The sequence below is a fragment of the Atopobium sp. oral taxon 416 genome (assembly GCF_018128285.1).
In the GTDB taxonomy this organism is placed as follows: domain Bacteria; phylum Actinomycetota; class Coriobacteriia; order Coriobacteriales; family Atopobiaceae; genus Olsenella_L.
The window spans coordinates 1660679-1681303 of sequence record NZ_CP072380.1 but is presented as its reverse complement, the minus strand read 5'-3'; the positions used below and the strand labels follow the sequence as shown (position 1 = coordinate 1681303).

Annotated in this window: 19 protein-coding genes; 15 read left to right on the top strand and 4 right to left on the bottom strand. The window is 53.5% G+C overall.

The features are described 5' to 3' along the window. Positions 1-214 precede the first annotated feature (214 nt). From J4859_RS08830 to J4859_RS08820, 3 genes are all read left to right on the top strand, one after another. Positions 215-1717 carry a radical SAM protein gene (locus tag J4859_RS08830; protein ID WP_212329136.1) on the top strand — a complete coding sequence of 501 codons (1503 nt, stop codon included), beginning with the start codon at positions 215-217 and terminating at the stop codon, positions 1715-1717. A 404-nt stretch (positions 1718-2121) separates the two neighbouring features. After that, a complete protein-coding gene (locus J4859_RS08825) occupies positions 2122-2346 on the top strand; it encodes a hypothetical protein (protein ID WP_212329135.1) in 225 nt (74 codons plus the stop codon). Between the two features lie 91 nt (positions 2347-2437). Continuing rightward, positions 2438-2632: a hypothetical protein gene (locus J4859_RS08820; protein WP_212329134.1), complete on the top strand. Its 195-nt coding sequence runs from the start codon at positions 2438-2440 to the stop codon at positions 2630-2632. Between the two features lie 791 nt (positions 2633-3423). On the opposite strand, the gene J4859_RS08815 is transcribed toward J4859_RS08820, so the two are convergent. The 3 genes from J4859_RS08815 to J4859_RS08805 all read right to left on the bottom strand — a co-directional run bounded on the left by J4859_RS08815 (position 3424) and on the right by J4859_RS08805 (position 5766). Beyond that, positions 3424-3855 (bottom strand): hypothetical protein, encoded by a 432-nt coding sequence (locus J4859_RS08815; RefSeq protein ID WP_212329133.1) that lies wholly within the window; start codon positions 3853-3855, stop codon positions 3424-3426. A 281-nt stretch (positions 3856-4136) separates the two neighbouring features. Next, positions 4137-4589, bottom strand: a complete 453-nt coding sequence (locus J4859_RS08810) for a hypothetical protein (protein ID WP_212329132.1) — start codon at positions 4587-4589, stop codon at positions 4137-4139. 457 nt (positions 4590-5046) lie between these two features. Further along, positions 5047-5766, bottom strand: coding sequence for a GntR family transcriptional regulator (locus J4859_RS08805; RefSeq protein WP_212329131.1), 720 nt, complete (start codon positions 5764-5766; stop codon positions 5047-5049). Positions 5767-6134: 368 nt separating this feature from the next. Here J4859_RS08805 and J4859_RS08800 point away from each other — a divergent pair, with 368 nt between their 5' ends. From J4859_RS08800 to glgP, 6 genes are all read left to right on the top strand, one after another. Further along, on the top strand, positions 6135-7457 hold the full coding sequence (locus J4859_RS08800; RefSeq protein WP_212329130.1) for an ABC transporter substrate-binding protein: 1323 nt from the start codon (positions 6135-6137) through the stop codon (positions 7455-7457). 79 nt (positions 7458-7536) lie between these two features. Beyond that, a complete protein-coding gene (locus J4859_RS08795; RefSeq protein ID WP_212329123.1) occupies positions 7537-8445 on the top strand; it encodes a carbohydrate ABC transporter permease in 909 nt (302 codons plus the stop codon). After that, complete coding sequence (locus J4859_RS08790) at positions 8445-9311, top strand: carbohydrate ABC transporter permease (protein ID WP_212329121.1); 867 nt, start codon at positions 8445-8447, stop codon at positions 9309-9311. The genes J4859_RS08795 and J4859_RS08790 overlap by 1 nt, the downstream gene beginning before the upstream one ends. A 151-nt stretch (positions 9312-9462) precedes the next feature. Then, entirely contained in the window at positions 9463-10665 is a 1203-nt protein-coding gene (locus tag J4859_RS08785) for an ABC transporter ATP-binding protein (protein WP_212329120.1), read from the top strand. Between the two features lie 41 nt (positions 10666-10706). Next, positions 10707-12332, top strand: a complete 1626-nt coding sequence (gene malQ / locus J4859_RS08780; protein WP_371812241.1) for a 4-alpha-glucanotransferase — start codon at positions 10707-10709, stop codon at positions 12330-12332. Positions 12333-12409: 77 nt separating this feature from the next. After that, positions 12410-14671: a glycogen/starch/alpha-glucan family phosphorylase gene (gene glgP, locus J4859_RS08775; protein WP_249113571.1), complete on the top strand. Its 2262-nt coding sequence runs from the start codon at positions 12410-12412 to the stop codon at positions 14669-14671. 125 nt (positions 14672-14796) lie between these two features. On the opposite strand, the gene J4859_RS08770 is transcribed toward glgP, so the two are convergent. Then, positions 14797-15738, bottom strand: a complete 942-nt coding sequence (locus tag J4859_RS08770) for a patatin-like phospholipase family protein (protein WP_212329118.1) — start codon at positions 15736-15738, stop codon at positions 14797-14799. Positions 15739-15979: 241 nt separating this feature from the next. Between J4859_RS08770 and J4859_RS08765 the strand changes: the two genes are divergently transcribed. The 6 genes from J4859_RS08765 to J4859_RS08740 all read left to right on the top strand — a co-directional run bounded on the left by J4859_RS08765 (position 15980) and on the right by J4859_RS08740 (position 20618). Beyond that, positions 15980-16624 carry a 3-hydroxyacyl-CoA dehydrogenase NAD-binding domain-containing protein gene (locus J4859_RS08765; protein WP_256436871.1) on the top strand — a complete coding sequence of 215 codons (645 nt, stop codon included), beginning with the start codon at positions 15980-15982 and terminating at the stop codon, positions 16622-16624. A 228-nt stretch (positions 16625-16852) separates the two neighbouring features. Then, positions 16853-17590, top strand: a complete 738-nt coding sequence (locus tag J4859_RS08760) for a CDP-alcohol phosphatidyltransferase family protein (protein ID WP_212329115.1) — start codon at positions 16853-16855, stop codon at positions 17588-17590. Positions 17591-17672: 82 nt separating this feature from the next. Beyond that, a complete protein-coding gene (locus J4859_RS08755) occupies positions 17673-18869 on the top strand; it encodes a D-alanyl-D-alanine carboxypeptidase family protein (RefSeq protein WP_212329113.1) in 1197 nt (398 codons plus the stop codon). Beyond that, entirely contained in the window at positions 18853-19734 is an 882-nt protein-coding gene (locus J4859_RS08750) for a hypothetical protein (protein WP_212329111.1), read from the top strand. The genes J4859_RS08755 and J4859_RS08750 overlap by 17 nt, the downstream gene beginning before the upstream one ends. A gap of 25 nt (positions 19735-19759) precedes the next feature. After that, a complete protein-coding gene (locus J4859_RS08745) occupies positions 19760-20140 on the top strand; it encodes a RidA family protein (protein WP_212329109.1) in 381 nt (126 codons plus the stop codon). A 43-nt stretch (positions 20141-20183) separates the two neighbouring features. Beyond that, a complete protein-coding gene (locus J4859_RS08740) occupies positions 20184-20618 on the top strand; it encodes an FHA domain-containing protein (protein WP_212329107.1) in 435 nt (144 codons plus the stop codon). The last annotated feature ends 7 nt before the right edge of the window (positions 20619-20625 follow it).

Genomic DNA, 20625 nt, shown 5'->3' with positions numbered 1-20625 from the left:
GGCCCTACTCTTACACCACAAAACTCGACACAATCGTATCAACTGTGACTTCAATTGTGATGAAACGTGAAAAATTTTTAAATTTGAGTAGAAATTTTTGAAAATCGCAAGATTTTTGAACCAGATTCAATTATAGTATTCAATCGATAACGGAAACGATGATGCATGGTGTTCAAGTGCATCCAGTCTAGTTATAAGGAGAGGACGATACTACATGCAATCAAAGATTGCCCATGCAGCTGAGCGTAAAGCTTTCGGCTTCGCTCTGGATCGTGCTATTAACGGTGTAAGAAACGGAGATCATCCTGAGGAGGCACTCGAGAAGTTCCTTGATATGGGTGTGAAGCTTCTTTCTGACACCGCACCTGACATGGCTCTGTCACTCCGTAATGCATTTTACCCTGGCTCCAAGTGGGAGACCTTCCTGCTCAACCTCGTCAACAGAGTTGACCCCAATATTCTGAAGACTGCGACCTTGAACGGTGCCTATGAGGCAGCATTTCGTGGCCTTCGTGAGACTACTCAGTCCGCTGAGAGGTATCAGTGCAACGTGCCTTGGATCATCATCTTCGACCCGACGAGCGCATGCAACATGCACTGCATCGGTTGCTGGGCCGCCGACTACTCCAAGTCCCTGAATCTGAGCTTCGACGATATGGACAGTATCGTCAGCCAGGCAAAGAATCTCGGTTGCCACTCCTTCATGATGACCGGCGGTGAGCCGATGGTTCGTTGGAAGGACATTGCAATGCTGGCTGAGAAGCACAATGACTGTCTCTTCAGCCTCTTTACCAACGGCACCTTGGTCAACCAGAAGGTCTGCGACGACTGCAAGCGACTCGGCAACATCGTGTTCTCCATCTCCCTTGAGGGCTTTAAGGACGCAAACGATGGCCGTCGTGGCGAGGGCTGCTTCGATAAGGTTATGGCTGCTATGGACCTTATGCGTGATAATGGCCTCGCATTTGGCACCTCAACTGCCTATACCCGCAACAATGTCGAGTCCGTCACCTCTGATGAGTACTACGATCTGATTATCAAGAAGGGCGCTCTGTGGGCTTGGTACTTCCACTATATGCCCGTCGGTGAAGGCGCAAACGCTGACCTGATGCCAACCGTTGAGCAGCGTCAGTACATGATCAAGCGCATCCGTAAGGTCCGTGACTATGAGGGTGGTAAGCCGATCATGACGATGGACTTCCAGAATGATGGCGAGTTTGTCGGTGGGTGCATCGCTGGTGGCCGTGTCTTCTGCCACATCACCGCTCGTGGCGATGTCGAGCCATGCGTCTTCATCCACTATGCAAACGCCAACATCCATGACAAACCCCTGATCGAGTGCCTGCAGCAGCCTATGTTCCAAGCTTACCGTGCTCACTGGCCGTGGAATGATAACATGCTCCGTCCGTGCCCGATGCTTGAAAATCCTGAGATCTTACCTGAAATGGTTCACGAGGCTCATGCAGAGTCCACTGAGTATGTCACACCTGAGAATGTTGACTACCTCTGCGCTCGTACTTCCAGGTACGCGAAAGAGTGGGCTCCTGTCGCTGACAAGATCTGGAAAGAGGAGCATCCAACCGGAAAGAAGATCTACGAGGATAATATCTCGATGATGCCGGTTGACCAGAAGGCTGAGATGCTAAAGAAGAAGGATAAGGAGCTCGACGAGGAGATCGAGGATGAGATGGACGTAAAGGAGCTTGCCACTAAATAAGTAGGTAGTTCTCTCTAACCACGATCCTTTGTGAGATTACCTCGCTGACTGCTGAATTGTAGTTGGCGAGGTTTCCTCTTACCTTGATTCTTAGGTCCAATTTTTAGGGCTCTTCGGTAGTTAATGTGAGCGCCGATCCAGCAAAGCGTCAGCTAGGGAAACGATGATTAATTCGGCTCGATGAGGTCGCTGGGGCCGCACGCTGTATGCCGCCGGCTTAAAATGTCTCGAACCACGCAGTGCCCATACCCACATAAATGCCTATCTGCCTGCGGATATGTTATAATTACAGCAACGTATTCCAGCATATCCAAAAGGCAGATATGGGCAGCCAGATGAGCTTTGGGGACCTTAAATCCTAAGGTCAGAGGAAGAAGACCTGGCGAGAGGCATTCCTGGAGCGAATGAACGCGATCGTTGTGTGGGATAGCTGGAAATGGCTGACGACTTTAAGCATAAGCCCAACACTTCCTGTCGGTTTCGAGCTGCATACTATGGGTGAAGGGTTGATGCATTCAAAAGATCGGGAAAAGACATGGCTAAGGGGCATGCAGGCGCACTTAAGCATGAAGGAATGTGAGAGTAAAGGGACCTTGATGGAGCTTCTGGAGAGGTTCTCAGACGAGTAAGTCCTGCGAGTAAAGGCTTATCGAGGAGATGTTCCCGCAAGGGTTCGTATGCCTTATCTGCGGCCCCACGAGCTGCTCACACCAGCTCAGCGTGAGCGCAGGAACGATGATGGAGGGTACCCATCTTGCCCTGAGGGAGTGGTTCGTCGCGATGTGGTTCATGTCCAGCCAGAAAGGCAGGGATCAGCGCCAGGCAGGATACAGCTACAAGACGGCCGGGTACGTGCTGGTAAGGATCCGCTGTGCCATAGCAAGATTGAAGTGCCTCCAGCGTCCTTTCTGCTGATTGCGCAGCAGTCGACGACTTCTACATAGAAGCAAGATCAAAAGGCACGAGGGGATGCGGCACAAAGCAGCAGCCTATGCTTACTGCGCTGGACAGGGCTGCTGCGTCCTGCGCTGCGTGGATTCCTGGTAACAGTTCGAACACGACCACCTCTGTCATATGTCCAAGATCTGTGCCGATGCCTGGAAGCGAGATATCGGCAGGGCTGGATTGCTTCTGCGGGCTCGTCTAGAAGAAGTACGACAGCTCATACGATGACGCCTCGCTTCCCCAGGGCCCGCATCTCGAATATCAAGGCATATGTCGAAGGAGCGTTCCACGGCCTTCCGAAGGCCCATATACAAGTCGTATACCGACTCGTTCAACTCGTTCAGCTAAAGATACAGCCACAGGGATTCTTTTGATGCTTGGTGCCGATTCCCTCCACAGGATGTGCCTCATGTACATCCCGCTTGCAGGCATCGCGGCCACACTGCAGCCAAAGTTGTCTAAGCAGCTTACAGTTCATGGAGCCTAACTGTGCCGCAAGTTCTTAGCCATTATCTTTAATCTAACAGTCAAGTAAATGGGGGCCGCCAGACCTATGTCGAGCTGTGGAAACTCGCATCGGCCATCATCATATGGCGGACCACCCTTGCAGTCTCGGGCCACCTGTCGCTTGCCTGGTTGACACCGAACAGATAGACATACCAGTTGAGGTAGCTTTTGTATGTTGGCCATGGGACATGCCCATGAAGCGCCAGAGGTATCTCTTGAGCCAGGAGCAGAGGTTGTTCACGAGCTCCATGCTCTCAAGGTATTCCGGGTCTCGGGTATGATTCGGAGACTGCTCCGGCATCGCGTATGACCCCGCTGTGGGCGCGCTCTCGGTCGTGCACAACGAGCGCGCCTTTGGCTATGTGGCCGCCAAAGGCGTCCCTGATCCTTCTCGTGGACGGCTTGCCGTGTCCGCAGACCACGGCATAGGGGTTCTTGAAGATGTCTATGCAGAGCTGCTGGGAGGAGAGCCCCCGCTTCCTTGCCTGGCCATATCCATGTGTGAGGTCCGTATCCACGATGTAGGTCTCGTCGATCCAGATGCGCCTCTTAAGGACGATGCGGTCCTGGTAGCTATCCCACGGTGGTAAACACCCGGTGCCTCCATTCCCAGGCGCTCTGGTAAGATATCTGCAGGGATTTAGCGATGCAGTCCAGGGCTCCAGGACACATTCTCCATTTGGCATGTGGAATTGTATCACCTGGGCTGTCAGGACAGCCTGAACCGGCCCCCATTTACTTGACTGTCAGATTATCTTTTATCTAACAGTTTAGAAGTGTGGTGTGCCTAGCAAGGCTCTGACGTGCGGTAAGTCACATCCTCCATCATCAGATGGCGCACCATCCTTTCCAATCTCGGCCATTTGTCGCGCAACTGGTTGACACCGAACAGGTACACCTACCTGTTCAGGTAGCTCTGCAGTCTCTTCAGGTCCATGCCGCTGAAGTGCCACAGGTAGCGTTTGAGCTAAAAGCAGAGCTTGTTCACGACAGCCATGCACTCGAGGTATTGCGGGTCACTGACGTGTGCCCTGTAGGCCTCGTGCACGCCTTCGACCACCCTGACCAGGGACCTGTGCGACTTCTTCATGTCCCCGACCACGGTTGACCCCCTTGGCGATGTGAGAGCGCAGGCTATCCCTGATACGCGGGAAGGCTTGCCGTACCCGATGGCGAGCGCGTACTTGCAGGCGTCGATGGCCACGGCGATGCACAGCTTTTGCTTGGACAGGCCGCGCTTGCGGGCCTGCCCGTAGCCGTCCACGGTCGCAAACACGCGCTGGCGCCACTCATAGGCAATCTTGTGGTTCAGCCCACAAATCTTTGCGATGCCCCCTAAAGGCACGTTGTAGCACATCAGCTCGATGAAGAAGACTAAGGTGGGCAGGTCCTTCTTTGAGTCGTCGAATATGGCTCTCAAGAAGGCGGCGTAGTGCTTCGTGCAGCTTGGGCATCTGAAGCACTAGTGCCCGGCGGTACTCTTCCCGTCATCCAGGACTTTTCGCCGCACGAGGGGCACAACGGCGCGGACCTGTGGCGTGTTGCAGCCTCCTCGAAGATCTCAAGCCCGATCTTCTCCTTTGCATCCTCGCACCGCCCAGGCGCCCATCCAGTCGGGACGTCGCCAAACTTAGGACCAGATGGACGCTCGGGCAAATCTAAGTTGGCGGGACAATCATACCAACTCACGCCGGCCCCTATGCTCCTATCACCACACTTCTAAACTGTCAGAATCTTTTATTATGAGTGCCTATAAAACGTGGGCATAGTTGTTCTCGCTTACACCCAGATTACTGCTGTAGATCGGCACTCTTGCTTCAAGATCCAAATGGAAAGCTAAGGGCGTACTATAGGTTCACTTGATGGTTCTTGAGGCCTTATCTTCTTGACACACTGATAAAACTGAATGTATCAGGGTGATGATGAACTTGAGTGTATTCGAACATGACGCCTTTTGAGTTATAAGACTGACTTTCAACGACAGCCACGCAATTATAGGGTCCAAGATCCATGTTCTGGCGGTCAAGATCCGTTGCAAGCTGCACGGTGATACGGCGTCTGCTCGTAAGAATGTGCATTCCCAAGTTGTGCTCAAGGTATCCATAGACAGACTCTGTGGCATATTCAGGGGTTAAGCCCGGCACAGCGGAAGCGAGAAAATATCCGGTATCAACCTGGCGAGCAATACCGTCCAGTGAGCGCACACGGACAACGCGGATGAGCTTGATGCCTTTAGCAAAACCGGAGCGCTGTGCGAGGCCTGGGCTGCACGTTATCTCATCAAAGGATATGACCTCTGTGCTTGGGACGAATCCATTTCTCTTCGCATACTCTTGAAAGGATTCAGTGCCCTCAAGTAATCCTTGTGCCCTATGGTTTTCCTTTTGCCATATAACGCGTACGCCTCGGCCATGCATAGGCTGTACATAGCCATCATCTGCAAGCTCTGAAATCGCACGACGTATGGTGTTTCGAGAGCAATCGTACATTTCTGTCAGCTCACCTTCAGTAGGGAGCAGTTCCTGATACGAATACGTCCCTTGCTGAATTTTGTCCTTCAGGTCGTGGTAGATGCTCTCGAAAATCTTTTTTGGCATGATCGCCTTCTTTTGCTAGAGCTCGTCGCTACTCTAGATATGACAAAAGCTCCGTGTGCCTGAGGCCCCGGATATGCCATAACCCCTCTGAATCGTGTTGGCAAAAACTTGAGCGATTTTAGGAATGTATACAGCAACTGAGCCTGATTACCAGTATATTACTTTCTTACATTTTTACCGTTCACCTGAAAAGGGACACCGCTCGGTGAAAAGTTGTTTAAACAAGTCCTTCTTTTCTGTTCTTCTAAGGTAGATTCTTCTAAGCTAGAAACTGAGATGGCACCCGCGAGAGATCCACGTCTGCTGTCTCTGCAAACAAAATTAGGTGGTAATAGCGCCACCTAATAGACGGCAGTGGGAGGACGACGATGAGTAACATTTCAAGAAAGAACTTCCTAAAATTGGGTGCAGTCTCAGCACTTGGCCTAGGTTTGGCCGGCTGCGGAGGTGGCGGCTCTTCGAGCAACAATCAGCAGCCTGACAAGAATCGTTCCGGCAGCGTTTATTGGCTGAACTTCAAGCCTGAGCTCGATGACACCGCACAGCAGCTCGCCCGGGATTACATGGACAAGTACCCTGATGTCAAGGTTAAGGTTCAGACCGCAGCATCCGGCACCTATGAGCAGACCTTGACCTCCGAGATGGATAAGTCCGAGGCACCAACTCTCTTCAACATCGGTACCATGGCTGGCGTCAAAGAGTGGAGCCCCTATGCTATGGATCTTAAGGGCACTGAGATTGACAATGCACTCTCCACGCAGGACTACACCTACTACGACGATGATGGAAAGATGGTCTGTGCAGGTCTGTGCTACGAGGACTACGGCATCGTTGTAAATGCTGACCTCATCAAGCGGGCTGGCCACAACATGGACGACATCAAGGACTTTGACTCCCTGAAGACGGTCGTAGAGGACATCCACAGCAGGGCGAGCGAACTTGGCTTTGATGCCTTCGTTGCAACCGACCTTGACAGCTCCGCTTCTTGGCGTGTCACCGGCCACCTTGCCAACTTCCCGCTGTTCTATGAGTCCAGAGACGACGGTGGCTGGAAAGAGTGCCCTGCCACGATCAAAGGCACCTATCTGCCGAACTACAAGAACCTCTTTGACCTTGCTATCAACAATGCAGCTGAGGATCCGTCTACGCTCTCCACGGGCGGACACGATCCTAAGAACGAGTTCCTTGACGGCAAAGCTGCCTTCATCTTCTCCGGCTCCTTCGACTATAAGGACATCATCGCGGCACAGCCGAACGCAACGGTCATTCCGTACTACGGCGGTGTCGAAGGTGAAGACAAAGCCGGCCTGAACTGTGGCACTGAGAACCGCCTCGCAATCAGCGATAACGCTTCCGATGAGGACAAAAAGGCCACCATGGACTTCTGGCTCTGGATGGTCACCGATCCTGACGCCGGCCAGAAGATGGTTGATGCACTCGGCGCGCTACCGTACACTGATGCTCCTGAGGGCACCAACAAGTTCCTGACCAAGGCAACCGAGTACACCGACAATGGTTGCTACAACATGGACTGGGTTACCAACTTCGAGCCGAACGTTGACCAATACCGTAATGGTCTCGTCTCTGCACTCAACGCTTACACGGCAGATCAGTCTGGCGCTAACTGGGATAACTTCCGGACTGCATTCGTTGAGGGCTGGGCTAACAACTATCAGATTGAGAATGGTTAATAGTTAGCTTCTGAATATTTGCGGAATCGGGCGCAGCCCGCACCCGATTCCGTTCTCCTTCTCACAGGGAGTGAAGAATATGAAAAGTAAAAGTGTAGCCTTTAAACCGAGTTCCCAGATCAGGTCTACGCGACACTTCTGGTGGCTCTTTCTTTTACCGGTAACCATTGCGTTTATCATTGGCTTTGTCTGGCCGTTCATTCAAGGCATCTATCTTTCTTTTTGCCAGTTCAGAACTATTTCGGGCGCAAAGCTCATCGGTTTCGGAAACTATGCGGCGGCTTTTTCGGATATCTCATTTCAGCATTCATTCTGGTATACTGCGCTGACTGCAATCGTCTCGTTGGTGTTTATCAATGTGATTGCATTTGCAGTTGCGTATGCGCTGACCCAAGGCATCAAGGGCTCAAACATCTTCCGTACGGTCTTCTTCGCACCGAACCTGATCGGCGGCATCGTTCTGGGCTACATCTGGTCGATGATCTTCGACGGTATCCTGCAGCAGTATGGCACCTCAATCGTTCTGAATACCACCTACGGTTTCTGGGGTCTCATCATCCTGATGTGCTGGCAGCAGATCGGCTACATGATGATTATTTACATCGCCGGTCTTCAGGCAGTGCCGGAGGACATGATCGAGGCAGCAAAGATCGACGGCGCAACGAGAAGCCAGACCCTCTTCAAGGTCATCATCCCGAACGTTATGCCTTCCATCACGATCTGTCTGTTCCTGTCCCTGACTAACGGCTTCAAGCTCTTCGATCAAAACCTTGCTTTGACCGGTGGTCTGCCGTATGAGCAGCTGGCAGATGGCACGACCATCAACACCACTGAGATGATGGCACTGAACATTTACAACACGTTCTATTCAGGCACGGGAGCTCTGCGTGGCGTTGCACAGGCGAAGGCTGTTATCTTCTTCATCCTGGTCGCGGCACTTGGCCTTGCTCAGCTTCGTTACACCCGTAGTCGGGAGGTGCAGCAATAATGGCAGCGAGTCAACCAGAGACGCTCCAATCAGAGCAGCGTCACATGAATATCCTTACGGTCGTCTTCACCATTATTTGTATCATTTGGGTTCTGCCGATCGTATGCGTAACCATCAACTCCTTCAAGTTGAACACCTATGTTAAGACTGAAACCTTCGCACTTCCTACCGCAGAGAGCTTTGCTGGTTGGTCGAACTTTGTCACCGGTATGACCTTCGGTAACTATCCGTTCTGGGCGGCCTTCGGTTACAGTGCCTTGATCACGGTACTCTCCGTCGCGCTGATCCTGATCTGCTGCTCCATGGCTGCGTGGTACATTGCACGCGTTAACTCCCCATTCTGCAAGATAATCTATGCACTCTGCATCTTCTCAATGGTTGTCCCGTTCCAGATGGTCATGTTCACGCTCTCCAAGACCGCGGATACCTTGGGACTCAACACCCCGTGGACGATTCCTATCGTCTATCTGGGCTTTGGCGCTGGCCTTGCAATCTTCATGTTCGTTGGCTTTGTACATTCCATCCCGTTGGAGATTGAGGAAGCTGCCTCTATCGACGGCTGCGGTCCGGTCCGCACCTTCTTCCAGGTGGTAATGCCCATGCTCAAGCCTACGATGATCTCTGTGGGTATCCTTGAGATTATGTGGGTCTGGAACGACTACCTGCTTCCGTACTTGGTGCTCGACATCAACAAGTACCGTACGATTCCAATTCAGATCCAATACCTGAAGGGCAGCTACGGCACGGTCGATCTGGGCGCCACGATGGCAATCATCCTCATGGCTATCATCCCGGTCATTGTGTTCTACCTCTCTTGCCAGAAGTACATCATCAAGGGTGTTGCAGCTGGTGCTGTTAAGGGTTAAGCCATCAACTCTGTACGACTAACGGTACGACTTGTTTTTGCTTCAACTCTCTCCGTTTAGATCTACAACCTTTACGGAGAGACTTTACCAAGGATATGCAGCCGCGAATGAAACAAGATTCCGGCTGCACTTATGGAAGGATTCAATAACCATGGCAGAAGTCACCCTGGAGCATATTACAAAAATTTATCCGAATACGGAGAAGGAGAAGAAGCATCGCGGTAAGAAAAAAGACGAAGCGCCAGAGAAGAAGAATAACCTCAAGATTACCGATGAGGGCGTCGTCGCAGTAGATGACTTCAACGTCGATATCAAAGACCGCGAGTTTGTCGTTCTGGTCGGCCCATCTGGCTGTGGCAAATCCACGACTCTGCGTATGGTCGCTGGCCTCGAGAGCATCTCAAAAGGTACTCTCAAGATCGACGGCAAGGTTATGAATGAGGTTGCCCCGAAGGACCGCGATATCGCTATGGTCTTTCAGAGCTATGCTCTTTATCCTCATATGACTGTCTACGATAATATGGCGTTCCCGCTGAAGCTCCGCAAGGTTTCTGAGAACGAGATCGACAAGAAGGTCCGCGATGCTGCAAAGATCCTGGGCATCACCCAGTATCTCGACCGTAAGCCGAAGGCGCTTTCCGGTGGTCAACGTCAGCGTGTCGCAATCGGCCGCGCCATTGTCCGGGATCCTAAGGTCCTGCTGATGGACGAGCCGCTCTCCAACCTGGACGCAAAGCTCAGAAATCAGATGCGTGCTGAGATCATCAAGCTTCGTAAGCGCATCAATGCAACCTTCGTCTATGTCACGCACGACCAGACTGAAGCTATGACGCTTGGCGACCGTATCGTCATTATGAAGGACGGCGTAGTACAGCAGATCGGTACCCCGCAGGAGGTCTTTAATAAGCCGAAGAATCTCTTTGTCGCAGGTTTCATTGGCGTCCCTCAGATGAACTTCTTCGACGGTCATCTTGTAAAGAATGGTTCTTCTTATGAGCTTGATGCTTTGGGAAGCACGATCCAGGTCTCTCCTGAGACCTGCCAGGCGCTTGCTGCAAATGGCATCAACACCATGGATGTCACTGCAGGTGTCCGTCCTGAGCAGATGCAGCTTGCTGATGCAGGCGATCCAGGTACCCTTACCGCTACCATCGACGTGTCCGAGCTGATGGGCTCCACCGTCCATGTCCATGCCAGCGTCGAGGGTTATGACTTCATTTTAGTCATCCCGACCATCGACTTCGAAAGCGGCAGTGGCAGATCCTTTGCGGACGGTGCAAAGATCTCCTTCAAGTTTGAGCCGAATGCCATCCACTTCTTCGATAAGACGACCACGAACAGCCTTATCAACTAAGTTTAATCCCTTTTTTGTAATACCAACAAGATGTAAGCCCCATTCGCATTTGCGAATGGGGCAGGGGATTCTTATATGTAACATCACGGAATCGTGTAATTATGCCAACTCGTAGATGCGCAAATACACAAAAGGGGGAGGTCACTATGGTGAGAGCAAGTGGCGTACTCATGCCCGTCTCGTCGCTTCCGGGCTTTGTGGGGATCGGCACGTTCGGACGTGAGGCTTACGAATTCATTGATTTTCTCGCTCGTACCCATCAGCGCTATTGGCAAGTCCTGCCACTGACCACAACGAGCTTTGGTGATTCTCCCTATCAATCATTCTCCGCCTTCGCGGGTAACCCATACTTCATCGATCTTGAGGATCTCCTGGATTCGGGGTATCTGACGAAGAAGGATCTCGAAGCCTTACCGATCGGCCACATGGGTATGGATACAGTCGACTACGGTGAGCTGTTTCAGAAGCATCGCGCCATCCTCGAGCGTGCACTGCCGCGCTTTATCGCCGATCCGCCTGAGGACTATGAGGAGTTCTGCAAGCAGAACGCTTCCTGGCTTGAACCCTACTGCGAGTTCATGACCATCAAAGAGCAATTTGAGCTCCACGCGTACTATGAGTGGCCTAAAGAGTACCGCAAGCGCGGCAAAAAGAGCGCAAAGCTCTGCGCCAAGCATGAAGACGACATGCAGTACCACCGCATGACTCAGTACTTCTTCTATCGGGACTGGAAGCGCCTCAAAAAGTACGCCAACGACCACGGTATCCTCATTATCGGTGACATCCCCATCTATGTATCCCGTGACTCCGTCGAAATGTGGTCAGCTCCTGAGATGTTCTGCACCGATAAGGACGGGACGCCGACCTGCGTTGCAGGCACCCCGCCCGATGTCTTCTCTGACACCGGCCAATACTGGGGCAACCCCATCTATGACTGGAAGCAGATGAAGAAGGATGGCTTCAGCTGGTGGATTGAGCGCCTGCAAGCAAGCCTGTCACTGTATGACATCCTGCGCATCGACCACTTCCGCGGATTTGCCGCCTATTGGGCGGTTCCGTTTGGCTCACCTGATTCGAGCTACGGTAAATGGGTCAAAGGCCCTGGAGAGGCGATCTTTGACGCCGCAAAAGAGAAGCTCGGTGATCTGCCAATCATTGCAGAGGACCTGGGCTTTATGACGCCGGATGTTATCGCGCTGCGTGAGCACACTGGGTTCCCGGGTATGAAGATCCTGCAGTTCGGGTTTGACTCTCTGGATTCTGACAGCGATTCCTTCGATCTGCCGCATCACTACTCCGAGAACACCGTTGCCTATGCAGGGACGCACGACAACGAGACAGTGGTGGGTTGGTTCAAGGATTCCGCCACACCGAAGGTCCGCAAGGCGGCTGCACACTACCTGCACATGAGCGAGGACGAGAATATCGCGCAGGCGATCGACCGTGCGGTCGCAGCCTCCGTCAGTGATACCTGCATTTACCGCATGCAGGACCTGCTCGGACTGGACAACTCCGCCCGCATCAATGTGCCCTCAACCGTCGGTGCCAACTGGCGTTGGCGCATGCTCCCGGGTGCAATTACACCGGCTATCGAGCAGGAGCTCACCGATCTGACTTACACCTACTTCCGGATTCCTGACGCGAAGGGTCCCGAGCTTCCTCAATAAGATTTTGGAAGCCGCGCATATTGGTCCCCATCTTTTAGTCTTCCTGACACCTACGACTATTGGAGGTTCGGTTTCGCATGAAGATCGATCTTGAAGCACGCTCTCAGGAGAAGTTTGGCCGTCCGCTCGCCGAACTTGACAATCCGACCATCTGTACGATGCTCGAGGATCTCGTTCGTGAGCACGCCGCGGTGATGCCTTTAAATGATGGCAAGCGCCGTCTGTATTACCTCTCCGCAGAGTTTTTGATTGGCCGGCTCCTCACCAACAATCTCTTGGAGCTCGGTATCTACGACGACGTGAAGTCACAACTCGCTGCAGCGGGCCACGACCTGGGCGCCGTAGAGGAATGTGAAGTCGAACCTTCGCTTGGCAATGGTGGCCTCGGTCGCCTTGCAGCCTGCTTCCTCGACTCTATCGCTACGCTCGGTCTTCCGGGTGACGGTATCGGCCTCAATTGGCACTACGGCCTGTTCCACCAGAAATTCATCGACCTGCAGCAGGCGGCAGAGCCGGATACCTGGCTCGATCGTCAGGATTGGCTCGTGAAGGACGAGAAATTCTATACCGTCCAGTTCGGTGGCTTTTCTGTGAAGTCCTGCCTGTACGATATCGACGTCCTGGGCTATCAGCGCACCACCAAGAATCGTCTGCGCCTCTTCGATTTGGAGAGCGTCGACGATTCCCTGGTTCCGCCCAACTCAATCGATTTTGACAAGACCGCGATCAAGAAGAACCTCACACTCTTCCTCTATCCGGATGACTCCGATGATGCCGGCAGACTCCTGCGCGTCTATCAGGAGTACTTCATGGTCTCCAACGCTGCGCAGCTCATCATCGATGAGGCGCAAGAGCGCGGCAGCAACCTGCACGATCTACCTGACTACGCAGTTGTCCACATCAACGATACGCACCCCTCGATGGTTATCCCGGAGCTCATCCGCCTGCTCGTCGACGAGCACAGCTTTGACTTCGATGAGGCTGTCTCCATCGTTAAGAATATGGTCGCCTACACGAACCACACGATTCTGGCCGAAGCCCTGGAGAAATGGCCGCTCAAGAGCCTGCAGACGGTCTCCCCGCGCATCGCTGAGATCATCGAAAAGCTCGACGAGCTCGAGAAGAAGGAATACGGTGACAACCCGGATGTCGCAATCATCCGCGACGGCGCTGTCCACATGGCACACATGGCGATCCACTATGGCTTCTCGATCAACGGCGTTGCCGCACTGCACACCAAGATCCTCGAGGACACCGAGCTGCATCCGTTCTATGAGATGTATCCGGAGAAGTTCTCCAACAAGACTAACGGCATCACCTTCCGCCGCTGGATTATGGATTGCAACCCTGCGCTCTCAAGCGTGCTCGACGACGTGATCGGCACCGACTGGCGCACCACCTGCGACCTCACCGGGCTTATGGCCTATAAGGACGATGACTCCGTCCTGCAGCGTCTGGACGATGCAAAGGACAAGGCCAAGATCAGCATGCGTGACTTCATTTGGAAGAACCAGGGTGTCCACATCCCTGAGGACGCGATCATCGACGTCCAGGTGAAGCGTATTCACGAGTACAAGCGTCAGCAGATGCTCGCGCTCTACATCATCTGGAAGTACCTTGACATCAAGAACGGCAACATTCCGCCCCATCCGATCACGATCATCTTCGGTGGCAAGGCAGCTCCTGCCTACACGATCGCTCAGGACATCATCCACCTGATCCTCATGCTCTCCCGCTGGATCGCGGCGGACCCGGTCGTGTCCCCGCACCTGCAGGTCATCATGATCGAGAACTACAACGTGAGCGCCGCAGAGCGTGTGATCCCGGCAGCGGATATTTCCGAGCAGATCTCCCTGGCCTCCAAAGAGGCTTCCGGCACCTCAAACATGAAATTCATGCTCAACGGCGCCGTAACGCTGTGCACCCTTGACGGTGCTAACGTCGAGATCGCGGACCTTGTCGGTGATGGCAACATTTACACCTTCGGTACCTCCTCCAAGGAGGTCGAGCACCTATACGCTGAGAATGCCTACCACGCGCATGACTACTACGAGAAGCCGGGCATCAAGCTGCTCGTTGACTTTATCACCAACCCGTCCTTCATGGCTCTCGGCAATGCGGGACGCCTGCAGCGCCTGCACGACGATATGGCGAACAAGGACTGGTTCATGGCGCTGCTCGATATCGAAGAGTACATCCAGAAGAAGGAGCTGGTCTTGAGAGATTTCGAAGACCGTGAGTCCTGGCTCAAGAAATCCCTGGTCAACATCGCACAGGCCGGTGACTTCTCCTCTGATCGCACCATCCGCCAGTATAACAAGGATATCTGGCATCTCTAAGACACACTGTCTCTAACTGAAGCCCACTGTACGACGTACGGGCCCCGGAGCACGAACACTCCGGGGCCCGTATGGTTTATGCTGTAATCCACGCCATACATCAGGTTATAGAGGCGTTGTAGAACTTAGCCCTGCGTTCTACGCACGATTTTCGAGAGCGTATCGATGGCGGCTCTGCGCATTGCGGTCCAGGTCGACGGCTGCGCCACCGACCAATCGATCGGGTGGTCCGCGATCATCTGGCGGGCTTGCTCGATAACCTCTTTGCCGGTGCCTGCCTGGAAAGCGTCATCGCCCAGCACGGGCAGGTTGATGTAGATATCCGCGATCTGGGCATAGATACGGTCCAGCTGGTTGGCGCCGATATTGATCGTCTGCTGTGCGATTGTAAGCGGCTGCATGTCCTTGATGGAGCGGCTCTTGCGGATCATACCGACCCCGACCACCGCATCGACCTGAGAGCGGTCAAAGAGCGGTGTAGGGAGGTTCATGCGGCAGCCACCGTCTATAAAGGTGTGGCCTACATAGGTGGTGGGGGAGATCACGAGTGGATAGGACGCGGAGCACATCACGCACTTGGCGGCATCGAGCTGATCATTGCAGATCACGTGCCAGGAGTTTTCCTCTTCGCTCTTGAACAGCTCTGCGTCATTAGTAAAGATGAAGAGGTCTCCGCCGACGACGTCCACCGCGCAGATTGCGATCGGGAGCTTAAAGTCCGCAAAGGTATGGATTCCCACCTCATCCAGAATATGCATGGCGAGTGGCTCCAACGTGTCTGAGTCGATCATGCCGTGGGTACCGATGATAGAGGCAACGTTGCGAAGGCCGACCTTCAAGACCTGCTGATCGACCACCATCTTGTCGAGTTCGATCAGAAGCTCTGCCACACGCTCTGAGGGAAGGCCGGCAGCTACAAGCGCCGCGACCAAAGCCCCCATCGAGGTGCCTGCGACGGCCCCGATCGGGATCTTGTGCTTCTCCATATCTTCCTGTGCGGCAACCTCCGCAAACGCACGAAATCCACCGCCACAAAAGGCGACACCGACGCCATCAATTCTGCCCATAGACACTCCTTATTGAAGGGTTTAAACACTCTCGCTAGTACGGTACTCTATGCCACCCATCTTCGCTATCAGTTGCCGTGAGGAGTTTCCATATTATTTTGATTGAGTATGCCTGAGAGGATAGTAACAGACAAGCATAGGCAGTTCCGCTGTCTGTACAGCGGACCTACATGTATCACCTATAAGCTGACGGTCAAATTGTGGAAGGCAAACATACATGAATGTTGAAAATGTATAGGTAATCGGCGCGGGAACGATGGGACATGCAACAGCCCTGCAGTTTGCTCTGTGTGGCTATGAGGTGCACCTTCTGGGAAGGACCCAAGCGCTGGGCCTAGACATTGGTGTGAAAGCGCTCACACACGATCTGGAGACCTTTGAGGCCAACAGTATGCTCCGTGAGCCCAAAGAGGATATCATAGCCCGTATTACCCCTTCGAGGGACAATCTCACAGTGTTTCAAGGTGTCGACTTTGTTCTTGAGTCTACCACAGAGGATCTAGCCGCAAGGAGGGCGATCTTTGCTGAGGTTGAGGAAAGCGTCGGCGACGGAGTAGCTATAGCCACCAACACCTCAGCTGATGCCGCTCGTCGAACCCATTGCAAGCGTCGGTCCGGACGGCTTGGATATTCTTTGACACCTTATCTAAGTACCTCTACCAAGATTTGGCCAACACGACCGAAGAGGACCTGTCCTCGCAAAGAAAGTCAATGCCAACCAGCATGGCTTGGAGACCGGGTAAGGCTTCTTATGACTGGGAAGGGCGACGAAGGCAAAAGCATCGTAGCGTATCAGGGCCATGAGCTGTTTGAATGGCTCAGAAAACCGCTAGAGCCAAGCGGAGCGGCAGGAATAGCTCAGGGCATCGAACCCAGAATCCGATAGAGCGAATGATTAGACAGGTGTCCCCTGGGGTGCCATATAAGCTGCACCGGCGGATCAAGAGACTCTTCGGTGAAGGTTACACCTTACCGTTTATGCGCTACCCTCTACCGCCCATCTACTGTTACGAATAATCTTGAAGAGTTTTGCATAATTTTTTATAAAAATCGGGCCATTCGTTAGTATGGAAGGGATACTTATAAATCTGGAAACTCTAAGAGGGCGGATCAAGTGTCGAAGAAGAAACTTACACTAGCTGAAAAAGCAAAAGCGCACCTTGCGCCGGAAACCTTTGCAAAACAGAGCGCAGGTACCACGACTGACCCGGTCGGAACCCCTAACAATCCTTCCGATAAGGTATTCACGGTCGCAAACCTGATCACTCTGTGCCGCCTTATTTTGACCATCGTGTTCCTGTGTATCTTTGCGTCCCATGGGAACCGCGTTGTCGGTCTCGTCTGCTATGCAATCGCCTGCGTTACCGACTTCCTGGATGGACAAGTCGCCCGCCGCACCCAGACCGTGAGCTGGGTCGGTAAGATCGCAGACCCGGTGATGGACCGTGTACTGTTGTTTGCGGGTGTCCTTGGCCTTGTGATCGCCGGCGACATCCCTGTGTGGATCGCAGTCTTCATTATCGGCCGTGATGCCTACCTCGCTGCTGGTATCATCTATCTGCAGCGCTTCAGGAAGCGCCCGGTTGACGTTATCTTCTCCGGTAAGGTCGCAACGGCCTTTCTGATGTTCGGCTTCGTCGATCTGCTGGTCAACTTCCCGGTCCTCCCGGGCTTGGGCTGGGTAACAGTCTCCTGGCTTCCCGGCTTGAACAGCACTCCGATGGCGCCGGGTATCTACTGCGTCTATATCGGCATCATCTTCTCGACGATCACCGCGATCTCCTATACCAAGATCGGTATCGGTATCCGCAATGAGGTATTAGCCGAAAAGAAGGACCAGAAGAATCAGTAGGCAGCATCTCTGCACCTGTCGCGCCAATACTATCTACAACCACAGGTGCTCTATTCCACTCGTCTCGTGCTGGGGGGGATCGGTGATCCGCAAACCACGTTTACTTATCTGTCTCATCGCCTGTCTCGTGTGTGCCCTGCTCGCGCTCCCGGGTAGCACTCAGGCGCAGGCGGCAGAGACGAAGGATGCCCCGAGCCTGAGTGAGGCCCGCTCTGCGATCATCGTCGATTCAGAAGGACAGGAGATCTGGGGGACCAATGAGGACGACCACCTGGCTTCCGCCTCCATTACGAAGGTCATGACCGCGATGGTGGTGCTCGACACGAATCCCGACATGGACTCTACGTTCACTTGCCAAAAGATTACGTTGGAGAGTGGAGCTTCGATTGCGGGATACCAGGAAGGGGATACCCCGACCCTCAGAGAGCTCTTCTCCGCAATGCTCGTCTATTCCGCAAACGATGCCGCCGAAGAGCTCGCGCTGGCCACCTATGGCTCCCGGGATGCCTTTGTCGATGCAATGAACCAGAAGGCCCAGGAGCTGGGAATGGACAACACCCACTTCGTCAATCCCACTGGGCTCAAAGAGGACAACCACTATTCCTCTGCTCGCGATCTGGTGACGATGGGACGCTACGCGCTCACAAACTATCCGCTGATAGCGCAGACTGTGAAACAGGCCTCCGTAAAAGTCACGGTGACCACCACACGCGGGCACAAAAAGACAAAACAGACCAGGACGTTAAGGTCAAGCGATACGCTCTTAAATAGCGTCCCCGGTATGCTTGGTATCAAAACCGGCGCGGTAGAAGATGAGACAACATTCTTGGGGGCCTGTCAGCGGGGCTCTACCCGTATCTATACCTGCGTGATGGGCTGCAAGACCCGCCAAGGCCGCTTCAATGACACTAAAACTCTGATCGATTGGACCTATAGTACCGATCACCAGCGAACCTTCATCGTCCCCGGCGTCCGTATTGCCACGGTTCGTGATGCAAATATTGTAGGTTGGATACAAGATGTTGTAGCTGTTGCTCCGGCATCAGGCTATGTATGGCCCAACCACGGGGATATCACATCCGAAAAATCCCATGCGGTCGATGTCTCGATCGCGGTGCCGGGGAGCTTATATCAAACAACACAGTGGAAGCAAGGGGACCGGCAGGCTGCCGAGATACTCTTTATTACGACCAACCCGCACCCCAAAACCGCTGCTGATACCGGTATCCCCATCTGTTTCCCTATCGAAAGGAATGTTGTCCATGAGTGGAGATACTAAGAACACAGAGATGTCTGACAACCTCTCTGTGTTGGCTTATGAAGAGCTGGCACTGGGCGCGACACTCGGCGGTTTTGTGAAAGAGGGCACCAAAGTGGCCCTTGCCTACAAGAATCAGGGTGAAGAATACACCGCGCTGAGACACGGGACTGGACTCACCGACCTGTCCGGGTGCTATTCCGTGCGTCTCTCCGGACCGGTCGCTCAGAGCTTTATCGAAGCGACCTGCGCAGGTCAGAAGCTCGGAGTCGGGGAGTGCGCCTTTGAGCCGGTTCTTCTGGGGGACAGCAGGATCGCCTCAATCCCGCTCGTTGCTCGCACCGGGGATCAGGAGTACGTGCTGTGGGATATCAGCGCTTCCGGGGATATTCTCGCGGCTTGGCTCAACTTTGTTGCAAACATCAATCAGAACGGCTTCGCGCCCTATCAGGGGCTTGAGATGGAAGAGGTGAGTCAGAGCCTGACGCCGCTCCTCTTGTGGGGTGAGGCGGCCTCAGAGATCCTCTCAGACTATCTAAAGGACGGTTCTGCCGTACCGGAGACGAACCAGGTACACGACGCCTTGCTCGATAACCACATCCCGGCCCTCATTATCAACATGCGCATCAACGATCGGCCGAGTCTGATACTATTGGTACCCCCACAGTCGGCACCCGTGATGTTCTGCTCACTGCTCTCCTTCAATACCCTGACGCCAGTGGGTCTCACTGCTGCCGCACAGGTTGCCGCGGAGAACCTGGAGTATCTGGCGCCGCTCAGCGAGGCAAAGCCCCATGAGGCCTCCAAACACGATCTGATGCGTCAGGGATTGTTGCGTCACGAGAACGACTACATCGGGGCCCGTGCCCTGACCGTCCAAGAATAGATGCCCAAGAGAAAGTGATCTCCCTATGAAATATGCTGTCAATGCCCGGCATGTCCCGGAAGCCCTCGGATCCTCCTCCCAGGGAACGACCGCTGGTCGCTTTATCTTCGTCTCAGGGCAGCTCCCGGTCGAAGAGCACGACAACGAGAAGCTCGTGTCCGACGATGTGGCGCAGCAGGTTGAGCGAGAGCTCGATATCACTGCCAACATCCTTTCCACAATTGATTTGACTCTCACCGATGTGGCCCAGACCACGGTATATCTCACCGATCTGAATGATTTTGAGGCAATGGACAGAGTCTATGCAAAGCGCTTTGGCAGACCCGCGCCGGCGCGCTCGGTGGTGGAGGTGCAAAAACTTCCTCTAAATGCGCGCGTTGAGATTGCCTGCATTGCGTGTCGTTAGCGTTAGAATAGGGATAATACGAAATTGCTTTGAAGGGATAGGTATGCAACAACCTCACAACAATAACGAGGCCCCCGATCAGACTCAAATCTTCCGTATGCCAGACAATGACGCCACCATTCCGGACTTGATGGGCGGATCCCCGTACACCAACCCTTCCTTAACCATAGTCAAAGGCCCTCAGACAGGGGAGACATTTGAGCTTGATAAGGACAAGATCACGCTGGGGCGTGATCCCTCAAATGACATCTGTTTGAACGATATGACCGTCTCGCGCCATCATGCAGTGATCGACTTGACCGCTCTCAAATCTGACGTCGTGATCATCACTGACCTGGGCTCACTCAACGGCACCTGGGTTGACGGCGCAATCATCAACAAAACCTTCTTGAAGGATGGGTCCACGGTACAGATCGGTACCTTTCGCCTCGTCTTCCATACGAACCGGATTACTTCCCGTATCGAGACCGGAGCGTAAGCACTGT